The following is a 19,616-nucleotide window of genomic DNA, read 5'->3' as shown; positions in this document are numbered from 1 at the left end:
CGATGATGTTCTGGCCGAGCCTGCTGATGACCGGCGACATGTGGGCGGCGCAGGCCGACCATTTCGGCGACCGCTGCCGCGTCATCCTGGTTGATCCTCCTGGTCATGGGCGGAGCCAGAAGCTCACGGCGATGTTCGATTTCGCCGACTGCGCCCGCTGCATCGTCGACATCCTCGACGCGCTCGGCGAGGATCGGACGCACTTCGTCGGCAACTCGTGGGGCGGCATGATCGGCGGCACGTTCGCCGCGACCTACCCGGACCGGATCGGTAGCGCCGTGTTGATGAACTGCACCGCATCGCCTGCCAGCACACGGCAGAAGATCGAGTACGGGTTCCTGCTGCGGATTGCCAAGCTGTTCGGTGGTGTTCGGCCGCCGTTGACCCGATCGGTGCTCAAGGCCTTCCTCGGGCCGACGACTTTCGGAACCCGGCCCGACGTCGTCGCGTTCGTCGCGGACACCGTGGCTGCGGTCGATATCGGATCCGGCTCGTGGGCGGTGAAAAGCGTGGTGCCCGCACGCCCGGACCAGCGTTCGCTGTTCGCGAAAATCTCGTCGCCGGTTCTGGTCGTCGCGGGAGCCGAGGACGCGACGTTCCCAGTGCCCGAGACGATCGCAATGGCCGAGGCAGTACCCGGTGCCGCGGTCACGGTGCTGGAAGGCGTCGCGCACCTCGCCGGGCTGGAGAACCCGGCACTGGTCAATACGCTCATCGAGGAGTTCGTTTTCCGCGGGTAGCGTTTCAAGCATGGCTCAAACCGATGCCGCGCCCCGCGACGGCGAAGCGCCCGAACTGCCGCCGCTTCACATGCGCCGCGATGCGTTCAGCCCAACCGCCGGGCTGCGTGAGGTCCGTGAGAACCAGGGCGTGGCGAAGTTCACCAACGCGTTCGGCATGCAGGTGTACCTGATCACCCGCCACGATGACGTCAAGGCGGTGCTGGCCGACCACGAGCGGTTCTCCAACGAGCGCCCACCCGGCTTCGCGGTGCAGGGCGTTGCGCAGGCGACCGAGGAGGAGCAGGCCACCGCACGGGCAGGCAACCTGCTCGGCCTCGATCCGCCCGAACATGCGCGGCTGCGCCGCATGCTGACACCCGAGTTCACCATCAGGCGGATGAAGCGCCTCGAGCCGCGCATCGTCGAGATCGTCGATGCGCAGCTGGACGCGATGGAAAGCGCGGGCCCGCCGGTGGATTTGGTGGAGAACTTCGCTCTGCCGATTCCCTCGCTGGTGATCTGCGAACTGCTCGGGGTGCCCTATGACGACCGCGAGGACTTTCAGCGGCGCAGCGTTCGGCAGCTGGACTTCTCCGTTCCGATACCGGACCGCCTCGAGCTGCAGCGGCAGGGACGCGCATACATGACCACGCTCGTCACGCGTGCGCGACGCCAGCCGGGCGAGGATATCCTCGGCATGCTGGTGCGCGAACACGGCGACGAGCTCACCGACGACGAGCTGATCGGGGTGGCCAGCCTGCTGCTGCTCGCAGGCCACGAAACCACGTCGAACATGCTCGGCCTCGGCACGCTTGCGATGCTGCGTCATCCCGAGCAGCTCGCCATGGTGCGCGACGATCCCGCGGCTGTGGGTCCCGCGATCGAGGAGCTGTTGCGCTGGCTTTCCATCGTGCAGACCGCGATCCCGCGCATCACCACCACCGACGTCGAGGTGGCGGGCGTGACGATCCCTGCAGGCAATCTGGTCTTTCCGTCCATGCCGTCGGGCAACAGGGACCCCGACTTCATCGACTCACCCGAGATCCTCGACATCCGCCGCGGCGCTCCCGGCCATCTGGCATTCGGCCACGGCGTGCACCACTGTCTCGGCGCGCCGCTGGCCCGGATGGAGATGCGCATCGCGTTTCCCGCACTGCTACGCCGGTTCCCCAACCTGACGCTGGCAGAGGATTTCTCCGATGTGGCGTTCCGGACATGGAACTTCATCTACGGCCTGAAGTCACTGGAGGTGCGCTGGTGAAGGTGCACGCCGACCGCGATGTCTGCATTCAGTCGGGCAACTGCGTGATGTGCGCGGACAACCTCTTCGACCAGGACGACGACGGCATCGTGGTGGTGCTCGTCGACGACATCCCCGCCGACGAAGAAGACAAGGCGCGCGAAGCGGTGAGGTTCTGCCCCTCGCAGGCGCTGACGATCGTCGACTAGTCTTCGCGGTCCAGGTCGATCACGCCCGCGCGCACCAGCAGCAGAACGCTGACGATGAGCACCCACACGGGGAACGCCAGCGTCATCCACATGCTGATATCACTGGCTAACAGAATCCCAACCGCCAGAAGATAAGTCACGATGACCAGCCAGCGGGGCATCAGACCCGTCTTGAGCCAGATGGTGGCCAGCGAGATCATGAAAACCGCACCCATTCTCAGTGCATATGTCTTCGTCAGGACGATCAGGACCATCTGCCCGAAGGTGGCCACCTCCGTATGCGCGGATCCGTCCACCACGTCGCGGCCGCTGGCGGCCAGCCCCGCACCGATGGCCGCAGATACGAACATCATGGACAGAAACGTCAACCCAGCACCGATGAACACCGTCGAGAAGAATCTGTCTTCGAGGTGGCCGAAACCGTCCCGCACCACACCGATGAACCACAGAAACGCGATGCCCGCGAACGGCATCAAGATGGCGGCCACTCTCATTCGATGGCTGCCCGCGTCCATCCACTGCGCGCCCTCTTCGGCGCCTGGAGGCAGCGCGGTGCGGATCAGGATCAGCGCGGTCCCGAACAAGAGTCCGAACAGCACGCCTGCCAGCGCCGCCGCGCGAGGGGTGGTCAGCGGATGCGGCCGCTGCGGCTTCACGGCTGGCCCGGCAGCAATCGGATCATCAGCCCGTTGGCCTCGGCCAGCAGATTGCCGTCGGGGTCGCGCAGTTCAGCGTTGACGAAAGCCTTTCGGCCTTCGGTCCTGTCGACCCAGCCCCTCATGGTCAGCGGGGTGTCGATCGGCGTCACCTTCCGGTAGTCGACATGCAGAAAGCCGGTCCGGCTGATCGGCCGTCCGGAGGCGTGGATCACCATGCCGAACATCGAGTCGAACATTAGCGGCAGAACACCGCCGTGCACGGCGTTATTGCCACCTACGTGAAAGCGGCTGAACTGCACGGTCAACTCGACGGCGTCGGATTCGAACTTCGTCACCCGGTATGGCGGCATCAGCAGGCTGCCCGAACCGGGCAGCGCTGGCACCCGGTTGGCCGGACCGACACCTTCGGTCGCCTCGAACGGGTCGAGCAGGTTCACCAATTTTTCGGCCAGGTCGGCCGCTTCGTTCCAGGTGTCGCTGTCGGGATCGGCCGACACCGCGAGATCCTGTGTCCGCCGCATCGCCGACAGGAACCGGCCGAAACCCGGGCCTGGCTGTGCCGCTTCGAAATTCGGGAAGCCGCCGTGCCTGTCGTATTCGGGGTCGACGAGCCGGGGGTCGTCCGCGGAAGTCACGGGCCGGCCAGGATGTCGCGGCGCACGATCGTCTGCTCCCGGCCGGGTCCCACACCGATGCACGAAATGTATGCTCCGGCAAGCTCTTCCAGCCGCAGCACGTAGTCGCGCGCCTTGGCGGGCAGATCGTCGAATTCGCGGGCCGTGGAGATGTCCTCCCACCAGCCCGGCATCTCTTCGTAGATCGGCTCCGCGGCGTGAATGTCGCTCTGCGTCATCGGCATGTCGTCGGTGCGCTTGCCGTTCACCGTGTAGCCGACGCAGATCGGCACCGTCTCGAGACTGGACAACACATCGAGCTTGGTCAGGAAATAGTCGGTGATGCCGTTGACGCGGGTGGCATAGCGCGCGATCACCGAGTCGAACCAGCCGCAGCGGCGACGCCTGCCCGTCGTCACCCCGAACTCCCCACCCGTCTTGGACAGGTACTCGCCCATCTCGTCGAACAACTCGGTCGGGAAGGGACCCGAGCCGACCCTGGTGGTGTAGGCCTTCAGGATCCCCAGCACGGTGGTGATGCGGGTCGGGCCGATGCCGGAGCCGACGGCCGCCCCGCCCGCGGTCGGGTTCGACGACGTGACAAAGGGATACGTGCCGTGGTCGACGTCGAGCAGCGTGCCCTGGGAGCCCTCGAGCAGCACGGTCTCGCCGTTGTCGAGGGCAACGTTGAGCAGTCGGCGGGCGTCTGCGATGCGGTGCTTGAAGCCCTCCGCCGTCGTGAGCAGGTTCTCGGTCACCTCTTCGGGCACCAGCGCCTTGCGGTTGTAGATCTTGACCAGCACCTGGTTCTTGAATTCCAGTGCCGCTTCGACCTTTTGGGCCAGCGCAGCCTCGTCGAGAACATCGGCGACACGAATCCCGATGCGGGCGATCTTGTCCTGGTAGCAGGGTCCGATGCCGCGACCGGTGGTGCCGATCTTCTTACTGCCCGCGTATCGCTCGACCACCTTGTCCATGGCGACGTGATAGGGCATCAGCAGATGCGCGTCGGCGGAGATCAGCAGGCGCTCGGTGTCGACCCCGCGATCCTCGAGGCCCTTCAACTCGTCGAGCAGAACGCCGGGGTCGACCACCACGCCGTTGCCGATCACGTTGGTGACACCGGGCGTCAGGATGCCCGACGGAATCAGGTGCAGCGCGAAGTTCTCACCCGTCGGCAGCACAACGGTATGTCCGGCGTTGTTGCCGCCCTGATACCGCACGACCCACTGCACGCGCCCACCGAGCAGATCGGTGGCCTTACCTTTGCCCTCGTCGCCCCACTGGGCGCCGATGAGCACGATTGCCGGCATGGCGTTTCTCCCGCTTATTGTGATCCAGCCGGTGAGCCACCCTATCCCAGTCGTCGCGAGGAGCCGCCTTGATCACCGCTGATGTCGTGGTGTTGCTGTTCGGCGGCAGGCGCCCGCCCCGGCCGCTGGCCGCTCTCGCCACGCAGGCGGCCAACGGGCCGCAGGACATCGACGGCGTGCTCGGGCGCCACGGCCGGTTGATCGTGGTCGGCTCGGACGCAGATCTCGCCGCGGTGCTTGCCCGGCTGCTACGCGCCGACCGGCTCGATATCGAGGTGGGCCACGCGACAAGCCGGTGGACGGCAAGGCGGGCGCGCCGCGGCAGCGCGCGACGGGTCCCGTTGATCCGCGACGAGACCGGTCACGTCATCGTGGGGTTGGCCGAATGGCACGGCGAGGGCGGCGCACCGCTACACGGTGAAGCGGTCGTCGACGACGTGGTGCTGTTCGACGGCGAGGCCGCGGGTGTCCGAATCGAGCCGACGCAGTCCATGCCAGGACTGCGGGCGTGCGTTATTCGCCCAGGCAGGCGCCGCTGGGTGGTCGGCAGGGCGGCTCAGCTCGGCACGACGGGTGCAACGGTGGTGCGCGACGGCACCGAAGGCTCAAAAATCGTTCGCCGATCTACGTTTTATCGCCACACAGAGGGCTGGCTGCTGGTGAGATAGGCCCGTGCGAATCATCGTCACCGGCGGAAACAGCGGTGTTGGCAAGGAAACGGCGACGGCGCTTGCGGCCGCGGGCCACCGGGTGCTGATCGCGGCGCGCGACTTTGCGAAGTCCGAGCGGGTCGCCGCCGAGATGCCGGGCGACGTCGAGGTGGCTCACCTCGATCTGGCCGACCTGACCAGCGTGCGCAAGTTCGCCGACTCGGTGGACAACGTCGACGTGCTGGTGAACAACGCAGGCGTGCTCGGCCTGCCGCTGACCCGCACGGCGGACGGCTTCGAAACCCACATGGGCACGAACTACCTCGGCCATTTCGCGTTGACGTGCCTTCTCGGCGACCGGATCTCAGACCGGGTCGTCTCTGTCACGAGCATGAATCACATGTTCAGCAGGTTGCACCTGGACGACCTGAACTGGCACACCCGCCCCTATTCGAAGTGGGCCGCCTACGGGCAGTCCAAGCTGGCGATCATGTTGTTCACCGACGAACTGGCCAGGAAGGGCGTCCGCGCGATCGTCGTGGATCCCGGCGGCGCCGACACCAACATCGCCCGCTACAGCACCGGGTTCCTCGGCTGGTCGTCTGGGTTGAGTTGGCTGAGGAACTTCCCGCAGAGCGCCGAGACCGCCGCGGCGTCGAGCATCATGGGCGTGACAAGCGACCTGCCGCCCGGAACGTACCTGGCGCCGGTGTTCAAGCAGTTCGGCAAGCCGCGGGTGACGAAACGGTTGAGGAAGGCCGCCGACCCGGAAACCGCAAACCGGCTGTGGAAGCTGTCGGCCGAGCTGACCGAATGCGACTGGCCGGCGCGGACGTGAGGAGCGCAACGGTAGTTTCGTGAGGTGAACGTTCCAGTAGTGCAGGGATCGGTGCGGCCAAGCCCGGTCTTCCTTGCCATTGTGGCGGTCACCGCCGCGGGCGGTGTGGTGGCCTGGATGGCCGCAAACGAGGTCAAACCGCTCGCCTACGTCGGGGTGTTCACGCTCGTCATCGCGGGCTGGGTCGTCTCGCTGTGTGTGCACGAGTTCGCACACGCCTTCACCGCATGGCGGTTCGGCGACCACGGCGTCGCGATGCGCGGCTACCTGACATTGAACCCGTTGAGGTACACGCACCCGGTGCTGTCGCTGCTGCTGCCGATCGTGTTCATCGCGCTCGGCGGTATCGGCGTGCCGGGCGGAGCGGTGTATGTCCGGACGTCGTTCATGACCAAAAGGCAGAAGACGATCGTCAGCCTCGCCGGACCGCTCACCAATGTTGCGTTCGCCGTGATCCTGCTCGCGGTGACGGCGCTGTTCTACGACCCCGACCACAACGTGTTCTGGGCGGGCATGGCGTTCTCGGGCTTCCTCCAGGTGACTGCCGCTGTCCTCAACCTGCTGCCGGTGCCGGGTCTGGACGGCTACAGCGCGCTGGAACCGCACCTGAGCGAAGAGACCCAGCGCGCCCTTGCGCCCGCCAAGCAGTGGGGACTGTTCATTCTTCTGATCCTGTTCATCGCGACGCCGCTGAGCCAGTACTTCTTCTCGGTGGTGACGTGGTTCGTCGACCTCTCCGGGGTCGAGAGGTTCCTCGTGGGGACCGGCCTTCGGCTCACGCAATTCTGGTCGGCCTGGTTGTAGCAGCAAGCACCTTGCGACATATGCGTCAGTACGCATACATTGTTGACATGGGTGCGGGCCACAACCACGGTGATCGTGATACCCGCGTCAGCCGGATGCTCATCGCCGCGGGCATCCTCACCGCATTCTTCTTCGTCGAGCTGACGACCGCGCTGCTCATCAACTCGATCGCGCTGCTGGCCGACGCGGGCCACATGCTCACCGATCTGGTCGCGATGTTCATGGGGTTGACGGCGGTGCTGCTCGCCCGCCACGGCAGTGCGTCGCCGGCCCGCACCTACGGGTGGCACCGCGCCGAGGTGTTCACGGCCGTCGCCAACGCCGCGCTGCTGATCGGGGTCGCCGCATTCATCCTCTTCGAAGCCGTCGAGCGGCTGGGCGACGCGCCAGCCGTTCCCGGCGTGCCGATGATCGTCGTCGCCATCGCGGGGCTGGTGGCCAACGCGATCGTCGTGCTGCTGCTGCGCTCGCACTCCGAAAGCAGCCTCGCCGTCAAGGGCGCGTACACGGAGGTGGTCGCCGACACCGTCGGCAGCATCGGTGTGCTGATCGCAGGCATCGTCACGGTCACCACCCAATGGCCCTATGCCGACGTCGTCGTCGCGGTCCTTGTCGCGTTGTGGGTGCTGCCGCGCGCGATCTCGCTCGCCCGCGCGGCGCTGCGCATCCTGTCCGAGTCGTCGCCCACCCACATCAACGTCGAGGAGCTGCGCACGGCGCTGTGCGCCGTCGACGGGGTCACCGAGGTGCACGACCTGCACGTTTGGACGCTGGTGCCTGGCAAGGACATGGTCACCGCGCACCTCACCAGTCGCGCCGACGCGGCGCGGGTGCTCGACGACGCGAAGGCGGTACTGACCGCGCGCGGCCTCGAACATGCCACCGTGCAGGTCGAGCCGCCCGACGCCGCGGGCGACTGCAACTGCGAAGCCACCTGGTAGCTACGCAGAACTGGCACGGCTCCTCGACGCGGCTACGCAAGCCCCAGTTCGCCTCGCGCCGCCGGATCGCAGTCGTCGAGCAGATCGAGGCAGCGCGCGTGCTCGTCGGATTCGCCGATCGCGTCCGCCGCCTTCGCGAGTACGGCCACGCAACGCAGGAAGCCCCGGTTCGGCGCGTGCGAGTAAGGGACGGGTCCGAACCCCTTCCAGCCGTTGCGCCGCAGCTGATCGAGGCCGCGGTGGTAGCCGGTGCGGGCGTAGGCGTATGCGGTGATCACCCGTTCGTCGGCCAGCGCGCGCTCCGCGAGCTGGGCCCACGCCACTGATGCGGTCGGGTGCGCCGCGGCCACGATCGCCGGGTCCTCACCGGCTTCGAGCTCCGCCTCCGCCGCACTGTCGCCGGGAAGAAGGACTGGATCCGGTCCAAGGAGATCACCCATCCGCGTCATGGCCCTATTGTGCCGTGGGGCAACTAAGCTCGTGCGGAGACCGTCGGCCGAGCCGACAGAAGCCGGCTGTTACGGGAGGACTGCTGCAGGGATGTCAAACCCATCAGGGCCCGACCAGGGAAATGAATTGGCCGAGGAATCGGCGGACAAACCCGCCGACCAAGTAGCGACACCCGCGGACGAATCCCAACCCGAGGACAGCGCCGCGACCGAAGCGGCGCCGATCGTCGAGGAGCACCCCACCGAAGTGATGGCGGTGGAGGACACCGGCACGCAGCTGCCGGGTCAGGCGCACGACGAGGAACCCGCCGAGCGCCGGTTCACCGCGCCCTCCGGGATGGACTCGTCGACGACGAGGATGATCGAGACGCCGCCCGAGCCGGCCACCGAGATCTTCTCGACACCCACCGAACCGATCTCGTCGGACAAACCGGTGACGCCGCAGATGATTCCGGGGCGGGACGGTGTACCCAAACCGCCGGGCCGCACCCGCAGCTGGGGCTGGGTGGTGGCCCTGATCCTGGTGATCGCCGCGCTCGCCGCCGTCGCGATACTCGGCACCCTTCTGCTGACCCGCGATTCCGATGCGAAGGTGTCGCAGGAGGACATGGTCCGCACGACGATTCAAAACTTCGACGTCGCCGTTCAGAAGGGCGATCTGGCGACACTGCGGAGCATCACCTGTGGCGCCACCCGCGACAGCTACGTCAACTACGACGACCGCGCCTGGACCGACACCCATGCCCGGGTGGCGGCGGCCAAGCAGTATCCGGTGGTCGCCAGCATCGATCAGGTCGTGGTCAACGGCGACCACGCCGAGGCCAACGTGACGACGTTCATGGCCTATGCACCGCAGACCAGGTCCACCCGCAGCTTCGACCTGCAGTTCCGCGACGACCAGTGGAAGATCTGCCAGGCGCCGAACGGCTAGGTCGACGAGCAAACATAGGGACTAGCCGGCCGACACACTCCGGCCCGCGCTGTGCAGGTCGTTGCACGCCTCGACGACCCGCTCCGACATCGATGCCTCGGCCTTCTTCATGTAGGTGCGCGGATCGTAGACCTTCTTGTTGCCCACCTCGCCGTCGATCTTCAGCACGCCGTCATAGTTGGCGAACATGTGGCCCGCGATGGGGCGGGTGAACGCGTACTGGGTGTCGGTGTCGACGTTCATCTTGACAACGCCGTAACGCAGCGACTCCTCGATCTCCGACTTCAACGAGCCCGACCCGCCATGGAAGACGAAGTCGAAAGGCATTGCATCGTCGGACAATCCGAGTTTGGCGGCGGCCACCTTCTGGCCCTGCTGGAGGATGTCGGGCCGCAGTTTGACGTTGCCCGGCTTGTACACGCCGTGCACGTTGCCGAACGTCGCGGCCAGCAGATACTTGCCATGCTCACCGGCACCGAGCGCCTCGATGGTCTTCTCGAAGTCCTCTGGGCTTGTGTAGAGCTTCTCGTTGATCTCGGCCTCGACGCCGTCCTCTTCGCCGCCGACGACGCCGATCTCGATCTCAAGGACAATCTTGGCGGCGGCAGCCAGTTTGAGCAGTTCCGTGGCGATCGTCAGGTTCTCGTCGATCGGCACCGCCGAGCCGTCCCACATGTGCGACTGGATGAGCGGGTTGCCACCGTCGGCCACCCGCTTCTGCGAGATCGCCAGCAGGGGCCGCACGTAGGTGTCGAGCTTGTCCTTCGGACAGTGGTCGGTGTGAAGCGCGACCGTGATCGGATATTTCTCGGCGACGATGTGCGCGAACTCGGCGAGGGCCACCGCGCCGGTGACCATTTCCTTCACGCCGAGCCCCGAGCCGAACTCAGCGCCGCCGGTGGAGAACTGGATGATGCCGTCGCTGCCCGCGTCGGCGAAGCCCTTCAGCGCGGCGTTGATCGTCTCAGACGACGTGCAGTTGATTGCGGGGAACGCATAGGAGTGCTCCTTGGCGCGGGCCAGCATCTCGGCATAGACCTCGGGCGTGGCGATGGGCATAGGAGTTCCTCTCGCTGGTGCGGCTGTCCACCCGCAGTATGTCAAGAAGAGTAGGGAAACACCCGATACCGCGTCGCACCCCCGATCGCTAGCGTCATGACAGACCACTCCGACGAGGGGCAACAGATGAAAACCGCATTCTCCGCCACCATTGCCGTGGCCACCGCAGCAAGCGCGATCGCGCTCGCACCACCGGCGTCCGCCAGGGAAATCCTGATCACCGAGATGAACATCTGGGTCGACAACTGCGGCGCCATCGGCGACGGCCAGTTCTGCCCGTCGAACGCCAACGTGAAGAACAACGCCGCCATCTCGAGGCAGTACACGAATCCGGCCAACGTGACGTCCATCAAGCTGGAGTTCATCGCCAGCCCGCGACACTGCTCGGACATCATCGCCCACGCCTACTTCGATGGACACGAATGGGGATCACACATCGCAAGCCCTGGCGGGAGCGACGGCGGCGGCTACGAAATCCCGTCCGACTACGGGCTGCACAAGGTCGCCTACCAGGCCGAAGGCGTACCGGGGGGATGCAACACCGGACGTCTGGAGTCGTGGGGCGGAACCATGCGCGTCTACGCGCTGTACCCGGACTGAGTCTGAAAGCGTAGGGAAACGCCCGATTTCTTTGCGGGCCGCAATGCCTAGCGTTAAGGAGGTTGAAAGGACCACCGATCATGACACGGATACGCACCCTCACCGTCCAGACCGGCGTCGTTGCGGCGACGATCGCGTACGCGGGGCTCTCGCTCGCCTCACCTGCGTCGGCGAAACCGTTCACGCAGGACAACTACATCGACGTGCCGAACTGTCCGCCGCCGCAGGGCCAGGTATGCGGCACGGTGCCCACCGCATACGTCGGTGCGGTGATGGCGCCGAGCGTCTCGTTCACCGCCAACGGCAACCACTGCTCCGACATGATCGCCCACGTGATCGTTGACGGGCAGGAAGTGGGATCCGCCCAGGTGGGGCCGGGCCAAAGCACCCCCTTCTACGACCTGGCCAGCTACCGCAGCCACACGGTCGGCGTGCGGGCCGAGGGGGTCCCGGGCGGCTGCAACACCGGCGGCGTGAGCGCGTGGGGCGGCACCCTGCACTTCAAAGGCATCTCGCCGCTGTCCTGACGCCTCACCTGCGCGTTGCCTATCCGCGAAGTGCGCGCCGGTATCTTGGGGAGCCATGACCGCCACCACGGTGATGTTGATGCCGGATTTCCTCGACCCGATCAAGCTCATCGGCTACTTCGGCGCGTGGGCCCTGATCGGGCTGCTGGTGGTGATCTTCGTCGAGTCGGGCGTGCTGTTCCCCGTCCTTCCCGGCGACACGCTGCTCTTTGTGGCGGGCATGCTGGCCGCAGGTACCGCAGCGGCGGGACAGGCCAATTTCCAGCTGTGGCAGCTGTTGGTCTTCATCCCCATCGCCGCTGTCCTCGGTGGGCAGGTCGGCTACTTCATCGGCCGGTACGTGGGCACCACGATGTTCAAGCCCAACGCGCGAATCCTCAAACAGCGCTACCTGAACGAGGCGCATGACTTCTTCGAACAGCGCGGCCCGATCGCGATCGTGATCGCCCGATTCGTGCCGATCGTGCGGACGCTGGCGCCGATCACCGCGGGGGCCGCCAAGATGAGCTACGGCGTGTTCACGCTCTTCAATGTGATCGGCGCCGTCGTGTGGGGCGTCGGCCTGACGCTTCTCGGGTACGGGCTTGGCCAGTTCGAGATCATCCAGAAGCTGCTCGAGCCGATCTTCATCCTGATCGCCGTCGCCTCCATCACCCCGATGATCATCGAGTGGTACAGGCGCCGAAAGGCAGCCAAGAACTCAGCTCAGGGCGTCGAATAGCTCACCAAGTCCCTCGATCGAGTGCGCGGGCAGGAACAGGTCGCAGTACGGCAGCGCGGCCGCCATCGAACCGGCGAGCGGTTCGAAACCCGGCTGTCCGGCCCGCGGATTGAGCCACACCACCATCGCCGCCCTGCGTCGCACCCGGGCCATCGCACGCTCCAACACATCTGGGGGGTCGCTGTCCCAGCCGTCCGACGCGATGATCACCACCGCGCCGCGCAGCGCGCTGCCATGCCGCGCCGCCAGCAGGCCGGCCACGCAGCGGCCGAGGTGTGTACCGCCATAGCGATCGACGACCTTGGCGTTGGCCCTCGCCAGGGCAACCTCGGCCGAGCGATGCGACAACGTCGGAGTCAGCCGGGTCAGCGATGTCGAGAACGCGAAGACCTCGGGGCGAACGCCCTTCTGGCGCAGCGCCGCTGCGCGCATAAGATGCAGATAGATGGCCGCATAGGGTTGCATCGATCTGCTGACGTCACACACAAGCACCACCCGGCGCGGCCGGTAGCGTGCGCGGGTGCGCTTCAGCCGCAACACTTCCCAGCCGGTTTCTCGCGCTGATCGCATCGACGCTCGCACGTCGATCCGCTTGCCGCGGCGGTGCACCTCCCTGCTCATGCTTCGCCGCCTTGGCCATCGGGTGGAAAGCTGCTCCAGCCAGGTGCCGATGCGGCGCAGATCGTCCTCGTCGAATCGATCGAACGGCTCGTCGGCACGCACCACAAGACGGCTGGGCAGGGCGTCGGGCACCGCGATGCCGTCCTCGGAGAACTCGGCGGAACGCATCGACGTCGGCAACGTCGTCCAGGGCAGGCCGTCGCTTTCGCTTGTGCCGCCGTCACGTCGGCCGACGCCGGGCGCCGCGGCGCCGGACGCAAGCGGGCTGCGGTCCTCGGGCTGGATCCGCCGCGCCGCGAACGCGTCGTCGAAAATCGCGTCGAATACCCCGTCGAACGCGCGCAGGTCCTCGGCGCGGTTGACCAGCGCCAGGCGAGCAACCCAGTACAGCGCCGTACGCGAATGCGGTGCGATGTGGTGCATCGCCGCCACCAGGGTGGCAGGCCCGCCGGCAGACACCGCGACGCCGCCGCCGCGAAGGTTGGCAACCAACGCCACCGCGAAGGCGGACAGGTCGACGCCCGGCAGCAGCGGTCCGTGTGTCATCGGTTGCTGCGCAATGCCTTTCGCGCTAATCGCAACCGACCGATAGCGAATATCACGGCCACGATCAGCAAGGCGCCCAAGATCGGCGGCCCGAACTTCTTCAGCGCTCCGCCGCCCGCGAGCTGGATCAGGTCGATGGGCTCGGCCTCTTGCCGCGCGGCGGCATCCACCACCCCGGGCGTCTGGCCGTTGTGCTCGGGCGGTGCAGGCGCGGAGTCTGCAGCCAGCTTCGCCTCCAGTGACTCGACGAACTGCCCGAGCAGCTTCTCTGACACCTGCTGCAGCATGCCGCTGCCGAACTGGGCCAGCTTGCCGACGATCTTGAGATCGGTGTCCACGGTGACCCTGGTGTGATCGCCGGCGTCATGCAGCTGTGCGGTGACCGTCGCCGCCGCGTTGCCGGTGCCGCGCGCCTCCTTTCCCTTTCCGTCGATGACGGCGCGATGCACTGCCGAATCCTGCTCGACGAAGTGAACCTTCCCGCTGAACTCACTCGTCACGGGGCCGACCTTCACCTTCACCTTGCCAAGCACATCGTCACCCTCACGACCGGTCATCTGCGCACCGGGCATCAGCGGGATGACCTGCTCGAGATCGGTGAGGACGTTCCATGCGTCCTCGATCGGCGCACTGACGGTGAACTCGTTGGCTATCTTCATGAAACGGTCCTCTCAATGTGAGCTGTACTCGGCGAACGCCTCGCTGATCGAGGCGAAGTCATCGGGGGTCTTGGCCAGCGCGCCAAGACCGGCAAGCGGCTGCTCGGTGTCGGCATCCACCAGGTCGGCGACCCCGAGTGCCACCAGCGCGGAGACCCAGTCGATGGTCTCGGCGACGCCGGGGGGTTTGTCGAGATCGAGACCTCTTGTGTAGCTGACGAACTGGGCGGCGTGCTCGATGAGTGCCGTGCGGGCCCCCGGCACCGTGCGGCGCACTATCGCCACCGCCCGCGATGGGTCCGGATAGTCGATCCAGTGGTACAGGCACCTGCGCCGGAGGGCGTCGTGCAGGTCACGGCTGCGGTTGCTGGTGAGAACGACCACCGGTGGCCGCTCGGCGACGAAGGTGCCCAGTTCCGGCACCGTCACCGCCGCCTCGCCAAGAAACTCCAGCAGCAGTGCCTCGAATTCGTCATCGGCACGGTCGATTTCGTCGATCAACAGCACCGGGGCCCCTGGACCACGGTAGCGGACGCACTGCAGGATCGGGCGGTCGACGAGGTACTCCTCGGTGTACAGGTCGGATTCCTCGATGGCCGCGTTCTGCGTCTCGGCGAGCCGGATACTCAGCAGCTGGCGTTGGTAGTTCCAGTCGTAGAGCGCTTCCGCCGCGGTCAAGCCCTCGTAGCACTGCAGACGAACCAGCGGTGTACCCATCACGGCGGCAAGGGTTTTCGCCGCTGTCGTCTTGCCGACGCCCGGCTCGCCCTCCAGCAGCAGCGGGCGGCCGAGCGTGACCGCCAGGTAAATCGCCGACGCGGTGCCGAGGTCGAGCAGATAGTCCTTGGCATCAAAGCAGCGGATCACCTCGTCGACATCGGCGAACGAGTTCACAGGGCGGCTTTCAGCCCGTCGACGCGGATCGACCTGACCACCTCGGCCACGATGGACACCGCGATCTCGGCCGGTGTCTTCGCCCCGATCGGCAGGCCGACCGGCGTGTGCACCCTGGCGCGCTCGGCATCGGTCAGCTCGAGACCGCCCAGGATCGATTCGCCGCGCACCCGACTGGCCACAAGGCCGATGTACCCGACGCCCGCGTCCAGCGCCGCACGGACCGTTTCGGCCTCAGGTCCACCGAGGCTGGCGATCACCACCGCGGTCGCGCCCGCCACGTCATCGACGTCACCGCCGCCTGCGTCGTATCCCATCGCCGCGCAGAGCTCGACCAACGAATCGGCGATCGGCGTCGCACCGAAGACCCGGACCAGGGGCGCGGGCACCTCGGGTACCAGGAAGATCTCCAGCGCGCCTCCGGACAGGCACGGGTTGACGACGACGCATGCGCCCGGCGCCTCAGGGAAGTGCACATCGCCGTCCGGCAACACCCGCAGCAGCACGCTTTCGTTCGTCTGCAACGCTCCCATCGCGGCCTTGCGTACCGAGTTCTGCGCGCAATGCCCGCCGACGAAACCCTCGATCGTTCCGTCGGACAACAGGATCGCCTCGTCGCCGGGATGTGCCGACGTCGGCGGAGCGGCGCGCACCACCGTCGCGTGCACGAACGGTGTCCTGGCTCGGCGCAGCTGCTTGGCCCGCTCGTCCATCCTCATCGCTGTCTGCATCGCGTCCCCTAGATCGGCGGGGTGGGCCGGCCCTGCATGGCCTCCCACACCCGCGACGGTGTCAACGGCATGTCGGCGTGCCGAAGCCCGAACGGCGCCAACGCGTCCACGACGGCATTGACCACCGCGGGCGGGGAGCCGACCGTGGCCGATTCGCCGATTCCCTTCGCTCCGATCGGATGGTGCGGCGACGGGGTGACGGTGTAACCGGTCTCAAAGTGCGGCACCTCCATCGCCGTCGGGATCAGGTAATCCATCAGCGAGCCGCCGAGGCAGTTGCCCTCCTCGTCGAAGGCGATCATCTCCATCAGAGCCATGCCGATCCCGTCGACAAGCCCGCCGTGCACCTGTCCCTCGATGATCATCGGGTTGATCCGCGTGCCACAGTCGTCGACGGCCAGGAACCGGCGCACCTTCACCACCGCGGTGCCAGGGTCGACGTCCACGACGCAGAAGTACGCGCCGTACGGATACGTGAGATTCTCCGGGTTGTAACAGATCTGGGCGTCCAGGCCGCCCTCCAGCCCGTCGGGCAGATCACCGGCACCGTGCGCACGCATCGCGATGTCTTGGATCGTCACCGCCGCCGACGGGTCCCCCTTCACGTGGAACGACCCCTTCTCCCACTCCAGGTCGGCGACGGAAGCCTCGAGCATGCCGGAGGCGATGATCTTGGCCTTGTCCCTGACCTTGCGCGCGACAAGGGCGGCGGCCGCCCCCGACACCGGCGTCGAACGACTGCCGTAGGTGCCGAGGCCGAAAGGCGTCTGGTCGGTATCGCCGTGCACCACGTCGATGTCGTCGGGCGGAATGCCCAATTCCTCGGCGACGATCTGAGCGAACGTCGTTTCGTGACCCTGCCCCTGAGTCTGAACCGAGAGCCGCACAACGGCTTTCCCCGTGGGATGGACGCGCAGCTCACAGCCGTCGGCCATGCCGAGACCGAGGATGTCCATGTCCTTGCGCGGGCCCGCCCCCACCGCCTCGGTGAAGAACGACATCCCGATGCCCATCAGTTCGCCGCGCTCGCGCTTCTCCTTCTGCTCGGCGCGCAGCGCGTCGTACCCGATCATCTCCATGGCCTTGCGCATGGTGGTCTCGTAGTCGCCCGAGTCGTACACCCAGCCCGTCTTGGACGTGTACGGGAACTGATCCGGTTTCAACAGGTTCTGCAGCCGCAGCGCCGCCGGATCCATCTTCAGGTCGAACGCCAGGCAGTCGACAAGGCGCTCAACGAAATACACCGCCTCGGTGATGCGGAACGAACAAGCGTACGCGACGCCCCCCGGTGCCTTGTTGGTGTACACCGCGGTCATGTGGCAGTACGCGGCCTCGATGTCGTAGCTGCCGGTGAAGACACCGAAGAAGCCGGCCGGATACTTCACAGGGGCGGCGGTGCCGTTGAAGGCGCCGTGGTCGGCGAGCACATTGGACCGGATCGCGAGAATCCTGCCCTCGTTGGTGGCCGCGATCTCCCCCACCATGATGTAGTCCCTGGCGAAGCCTGTGCTGGTGAGGTTTTCGCTGCGGTCCTCCATCCACTTGACCGGCTTGCCCAGCAGCAGCGAGCCGACGATGGCGCACACGTATCCGGGGTAGATCGGCACCTTGTTTCCGAACCCGCCGCCGATATCGGGCGAGATGACCCGGATCTTGTGCTCGGGCAGGCCCGCAACCAACGCATACAGCGTGCGATGCGCATGCGGTGCCTGCGTCGTCGACCACAGCGTCAGCTTGCCCGACACCGGGTCGAGATCGGCTACGGCACCGCAGGTTTCCATCGGTGCGGGGTGCACGCGCGGGTACACCATCTCCTGCTTGACGACGACGTCGGCCTTGGCGAATGCGGCGTCGGTCGCCGCGGCGTCGCCGGTCTCCCAGTCGAAGCAGTGGTTGTCGGTCTTGCCGTCGAGGTCGGTGCGGATCACCTCGGCGTCGGGGTCGAGGGCCTTGCGCGCGTCGATCACTGGCGCAAGAGCGTCATAGTCGACATCGATGAGCTCTAGCGCGTCGCGGGCCGAGTAGCGATCCTCGGCGACCACGAACGCCACCTCCTGGCCCTGGAAACGCACCTTGTCGGTGGCGAGGACGGCCTGCACGTCGTTGGACACCGTCGGCATCCACGCCAGGCCCTTCTCGGCGAGGTCGGCACCGGTGACGACGGCCTTGACCTTCGGATGGGCCTGGGCCGCAGACACATCGATGCTGTTGATCCTGGCGTGCGCGTAGGGCGAACGCAGGATCGCCAGGTGCAGCATGCCGGGCAGGTTGACGTCGTCGACGTAATTGCCGCGGCCCCTGACGAAGCGCGGATCCTCCTTGCGCAGCATCCGGCCGTAACCGCACGGCTTCTTGTCGTTGTCGGCCAAATCGTCCGGCGACGCCGGGCGGGTCTCGAGCGTTGTCATCACTTGCTCCCGGCTTCGATGAGGTGATCGCCCGCGTCGCCGCCGAGGGTCGGTTCGGTCTGCGCGTCGGGCGCGAAGTCTTCCCGGCCCTGCCGGGCCGCCCACTGCACCGAGCGGACGATCGTGGTGTAGCCGGTGCATCGGCAGATCTGCCCGGAGATGGCTTCGCGGATCTCGTCTTCGGTCGGATCGGCGTTGCGATCCAGCAAGGCGCGGGCCGTGATCATCATGCCGGGCGTGCAGAATCCGCACTGCAACCCGTGGCACTGCATGAACCCTTCCTGCACGGGGTCGAGGCGGCCGTCAACCTCGAGCCCCTCGACGGTGCGGATGCTGTGACCCGACGCCATCGCCGCCAGCATGGTGCAGGACTTCACCGGTTCGCCGTCGACGTCGACGACACACGTGCCGCAGTTGCTGGTGTCACAGCCCCAGTGAGTCCCGGTGAGCCGCAGATGATCCCGAAGAAAGTGCACGAGCAGCATCCGCGGCTCGACCTCCGCGGTCACCTGTTCGCCGTTGACTGTCATCGTCACCTGCATGGTCAGGCGCTCCTCTCGACCGCGGTACGTAGAGTTCGGACGGTCAGCTCGCCCGCGAGGTGTCGCTTGTACTCGGCGCTGCCACGCATGTCCGAAACGGGGTCACATGCGGCGGCGGCCCGCCTGCCCGCCTCGGCGAAGACCTCCTCGGTGGGCGCCTCACCGACCAGCACGTCGGATACCGCGGCGAGTTCGCCCGCGTCGGCGTTGACCGCGGTGAGGCCGACCCGGGCGGACGCGATCGACCCGCTGTCGAGTGTGACCGCGGCACCGGCCGCGGCCACCGCCCAATCACCTACGCGGCGTTCGACTTTCGCGTAGGCGGAAGATGACCGGCGGCGAAGCGGGATGCGGACCTCGACGAGCATCTCGTTGAACGCCAGCGACGTCTCGTACGGGCCCTCGAGGAAGTCGTCGATGGGTATCTCGCGTTCACCCGTGGGTCCGCGCACCACGCAGACGGCGTTCAGCACGGTGCTGACGGTGGTCAGATCCTCGGCGGGATCGGCCTGGCACAGCGACCCGCCGATGGTGCCTCGATTGCGCACGACCGGGTCGGCGATGACCCGCTCGGCGTCCCGGAAGATCGGGCAGACCGCCGCCAGCTCGTCGCTTTCGAGCACCTGGCGGTGCCGCGCCATCGCGCCGATTCGGACCCGGGTGGGCTCGGCTCCCCCCTCGATGGCGATATAGCCCAACTCGTCGGCGAGGTCGTTGATGTCGACGAGGTACTCGGGGTTGGCGATGCGCAGCTTCATCATCGGCAGCAGGCTGTGCCCGCCCGCCACGATCAGTGCGCCGTCGCCGAGCCGGTCGAGAAGGCCGACCGCATGGTCAACGCTCGTCGCGCGTTCGTACTCGAAAGGTCCTGGTACCTGCATGTGACCGACCTCACATCGTTGGGCTGTGCGCCCAGTGTCGGCCGGTCTGTACGGCGC

At 66.7% G+C, this 19,616-nt stretch carries 23 protein-coding genes; 11 read left to right on the top strand and 12 right to left on the bottom strand.

From position 1 onward, the window contains the following. Nucleotides 1-2 precede the first annotated feature (2 nt). Genes D6M19_RS25365 through D6M19_RS25355 form a run of 3 tightly spaced genes read left to right on the top strand, consistent with a single transcriptional unit; the run spans nucleotide 3 to nucleotide 2,171 of the window. Nucleotides 3-740, top strand: coding sequence for an alpha/beta fold hydrolase (locus D6M19_RS25365; RefSeq protein ID WP_407665407.1), 738 nt, complete (start codon nucleotides 3-5; stop codon nucleotides 738-740). A 10-nt stretch (nucleotides 741-750) separates the two neighbouring features. Then, a complete protein-coding gene (locus D6M19_RS25360) occupies nucleotides 751-1,983 on the top strand; it encodes a cytochrome P450 (RefSeq protein ID WP_123028036.1) in 1,233 nt (410 codons plus the stop codon). After that, entirely contained in the window at nucleotides 1,980-2,171 is a 192-nt protein-coding gene (locus D6M19_RS25355; protein ID WP_123028035.1) for a ferredoxin, read from the top strand. The genes D6M19_RS25360 and D6M19_RS25355 overlap by 4 nt, the downstream gene beginning before the upstream one ends. Here the strand turns inward: D6M19_RS25355 and D6M19_RS25350 are convergent. The 3 genes from D6M19_RS25350 to D6M19_RS25340 are packed head-to-tail and all read right to left on the bottom strand — an operon-like array spanning nucleotide 2,168 to nucleotide 4,757. Then, nucleotides 2,168-2,827, bottom strand: coding sequence for a hypothetical protein (locus D6M19_RS25350; protein WP_123028034.1), 660 nt, complete (start codon nucleotides 2,825-2,827; stop codon nucleotides 2,168-2,170). The two genes, D6M19_RS25355 and D6M19_RS25350, sit on opposite strands and share 4 nt — an antisense overlap. Then, a complete protein-coding gene (locus tag D6M19_RS25345) occupies nucleotides 2,824-3,465 on the bottom strand; it encodes a PaaI family thioesterase (protein ID WP_123028033.1) in 642 nt (213 codons plus the stop codon). The genes D6M19_RS25350 and D6M19_RS25345 overlap by 4 nt, the downstream gene beginning before the upstream one ends. Beyond that, the gene (locus D6M19_RS25340) at nucleotides 3,462-4,757 is read right to left on the bottom strand and encodes an adenylosuccinate synthase (RefSeq protein ID WP_123028032.1); all 1,296 of its coding nucleotides are present in this window, start codon (nucleotides 4,755-4,757) and stop codon (nucleotides 3,462-3,464) included. The genes D6M19_RS25345 and D6M19_RS25340 overlap by 4 nt, the downstream gene beginning before the upstream one ends. A gap of 68 nt (nucleotides 4,758-4,825) precedes the next feature. On the opposite strand from D6M19_RS25340, the gene D6M19_RS25335 reads away from it, so the two are divergent. From D6M19_RS25335 to D6M19_RS25320, 4 genes are read left to right on the top strand one after another with little or no spacing between them, the layout of a single operon-like run. Then, nucleotides 4,826-5,425: a peptidase M50 gene (locus D6M19_RS25335; RefSeq protein ID WP_407665406.1), complete on the top strand. Its 600-nt coding sequence runs from the start codon at nucleotides 4,826-4,828 to the stop codon at nucleotides 5,423-5,425. A gap of 4 nt (nucleotides 5,426-5,429) precedes the next feature. Then, a complete protein-coding gene (locus D6M19_RS25330; protein ID WP_123028031.1) occupies nucleotides 5,430-6,245 on the top strand; it encodes an SDR family NAD(P)-dependent oxidoreductase in 816 nt (271 codons plus the stop codon). A gap of 24 nt (nucleotides 6,246-6,269) precedes the next feature. Then, nucleotides 6,270-7,049: a site-2 protease family protein gene (locus D6M19_RS25325; protein ID WP_123028030.1), complete on the top strand. Its 780-nt coding sequence runs from the start codon at nucleotides 6,270-6,272 to the stop codon at nucleotides 7,047-7,049. Nucleotides 7,050-7,096: 47 nt separating this feature from the next. Continuing rightward, on the top strand, nucleotides 7,097-7,990 hold the full coding sequence (locus D6M19_RS25320) for a cation diffusion facilitator family transporter (protein WP_123028029.1): 894 nt from the start codon (nucleotides 7,097-7,099) through the stop codon (nucleotides 7,988-7,990). A gap of 32 nt (nucleotides 7,991-8,022) precedes the next feature. Here D6M19_RS25320 and D6M19_RS25315 read toward each other — a convergent pair whose 3' ends face one another. Further along, on the bottom strand, nucleotides 8,023-8,439 hold the full coding sequence (locus tag D6M19_RS25315; protein ID WP_123028028.1) for a DUF3151 domain-containing protein: 417 nt from the start codon (nucleotides 8,437-8,439) through the stop codon (nucleotides 8,023-8,025). Between the two features lie 91 nt (nucleotides 8,440-8,530). Here D6M19_RS25315 and D6M19_RS25310 point away from each other — a divergent pair, with 91 nt between their 5' ends. Beyond that, nucleotides 8,531-9,370 carry an Rv0361 family membrane protein gene (locus tag D6M19_RS25310; RefSeq protein ID WP_123028027.1) on the top strand — a complete coding sequence of 280 codons (840 nt, stop codon included), beginning with the start codon at nucleotides 8,531-8,533 and terminating at the stop codon, nucleotides 9,368-9,370. Between the two features lie 21 nt (nucleotides 9,371-9,391). Here the strand turns inward: D6M19_RS25310 and fbaA are convergent, their stop codons facing one another. Continuing rightward, the gene (gene fbaA, locus D6M19_RS25305; protein ID WP_123028026.1) at nucleotides 9,392-10,429 is read right to left on the bottom strand and encodes a class II fructose-bisphosphate aldolase; all 1,038 of its coding nucleotides are present in this window, start codon (nucleotides 10,427-10,429) and stop codon (nucleotides 9,392-9,394) included. A gap of 96 nt (nucleotides 10,430-10,525) precedes the next feature. Here fbaA and D6M19_RS25300 point away from each other — a divergent pair, with 96 nt between their 5' ends. The 3 genes from D6M19_RS25300 to D6M19_RS25290 all read left to right on the top strand — a co-directional run bounded on the left by D6M19_RS25300 (nucleotide 10,526) and on the right by D6M19_RS25290 (nucleotide 12,277). Then, nucleotides 10,526-11,029 carry a hypothetical protein gene (locus tag D6M19_RS25300; RefSeq protein ID WP_123028025.1) on the top strand — a complete coding sequence of 168 codons (504 nt, stop codon included), beginning with the start codon at nucleotides 10,526-10,528 and terminating at the stop codon, nucleotides 11,027-11,029. Nucleotides 11,030-11,109: 80 nt separating this feature from the next. Beyond that, nucleotides 11,110-11,556, top strand: a complete 447-nt coding sequence (locus D6M19_RS25295) for a hypothetical protein (RefSeq protein ID WP_123028024.1) — start codon at nucleotides 11,110-11,112, stop codon at nucleotides 11,554-11,556. A gap of 55 nt (nucleotides 11,557-11,611) precedes the next feature. Continuing rightward, the gene (locus D6M19_RS25290) at nucleotides 11,612-12,277 is read left to right on the top strand and encodes a VTT domain-containing protein (RefSeq protein WP_123028023.1); all 666 of its coding nucleotides are present in this window, start codon (nucleotides 11,612-11,614) and stop codon (nucleotides 12,275-12,277) included. Here the strand turns inward: D6M19_RS25290 and D6M19_RS25285 are convergent. From D6M19_RS25285 to D6M19_RS25255, 7 genes are read right to left on the bottom strand one after another with little or no spacing between them, the layout of a single operon-like run. Then, on the bottom strand, nucleotides 12,257-13,444 hold the full coding sequence (locus tag D6M19_RS25285; RefSeq protein WP_123028022.1) for a vWA domain-containing protein: 1,188 nt from the start codon (nucleotides 13,442-13,444) through the stop codon (nucleotides 12,257-12,259). The two genes, D6M19_RS25290 and D6M19_RS25285, sit on opposite strands and share 21 nt — an antisense overlap. After that, nucleotides 13,441-14,103, bottom strand: coding sequence for an SRPBCC family protein (locus D6M19_RS25280; protein WP_123028021.1), 663 nt, complete (start codon nucleotides 14,101-14,103; stop codon nucleotides 13,441-13,443). The genes D6M19_RS25285 and D6M19_RS25280 overlap by 4 nt, the downstream gene beginning before the upstream one ends. Nucleotides 14,104-14,115: 12 nt before the next feature. Further along, nucleotides 14,116-14,997, bottom strand: a complete 882-nt coding sequence (locus tag D6M19_RS25275) for an AAA family ATPase (RefSeq protein WP_123028020.1) — start codon at nucleotides 14,995-14,997, stop codon at nucleotides 14,116-14,118. Beyond that, nucleotides 14,994-15,716, bottom strand: a complete 723-nt coding sequence (locus D6M19_RS25270) for an XdhC family protein (RefSeq protein ID WP_206428634.1) — start codon at nucleotides 15,714-15,716, stop codon at nucleotides 14,994-14,996. The genes D6M19_RS25275 and D6M19_RS25270 overlap by 4 nt, the downstream gene beginning before the upstream one ends. Nucleotides 15,717-15,736: 20 nt before the next feature. After that, nucleotides 15,737-18,136 (bottom strand): aerobic carbon-monoxide dehydrogenase large subunit, encoded by a 2,400-nt coding sequence (locus D6M19_RS25265; RefSeq protein WP_123028019.1) that lies wholly within the window; start codon nucleotides 18,134-18,136, stop codon nucleotides 15,737-15,739. Next, nucleotides 18,136-18,678, bottom strand: a complete 543-nt coding sequence (locus tag D6M19_RS25260; protein ID WP_123028018.1) for a (2Fe-2S)-binding protein — start codon at nucleotides 18,676-18,678, stop codon at nucleotides 18,136-18,138. Before D6M19_RS25260 ends, D6M19_RS25265 begins: the two co-directional genes overlap by 1 nt. 2 nt (nucleotides 18,679-18,680) lie before the next feature. After that, nucleotides 18,681-19,559 carry an FAD binding domain-containing protein gene (locus D6M19_RS25255; protein WP_123028017.1) on the bottom strand — a complete coding sequence of 293 codons (879 nt, stop codon included), beginning with the start codon at nucleotides 19,557-19,559 and terminating at the stop codon, nucleotides 18,681-18,683. Nucleotides 19,560-19,616: the final 57 nt, after the last annotated feature.

Origin of the sequence: Mycolicibacterium stellerae (assembly GCF_003719305.1) — a bacterium.
Classification (GTDB): Bacteria; Actinomycetota; Actinomycetes; order Mycobacteriales; family Mycobacteriaceae; genus Mycobacterium; species Mycobacterium stellerae.
Note: the sequence above shows the minus strand (reverse complement) of the source record. Positions and strands in the feature narration are given on the sequence as shown.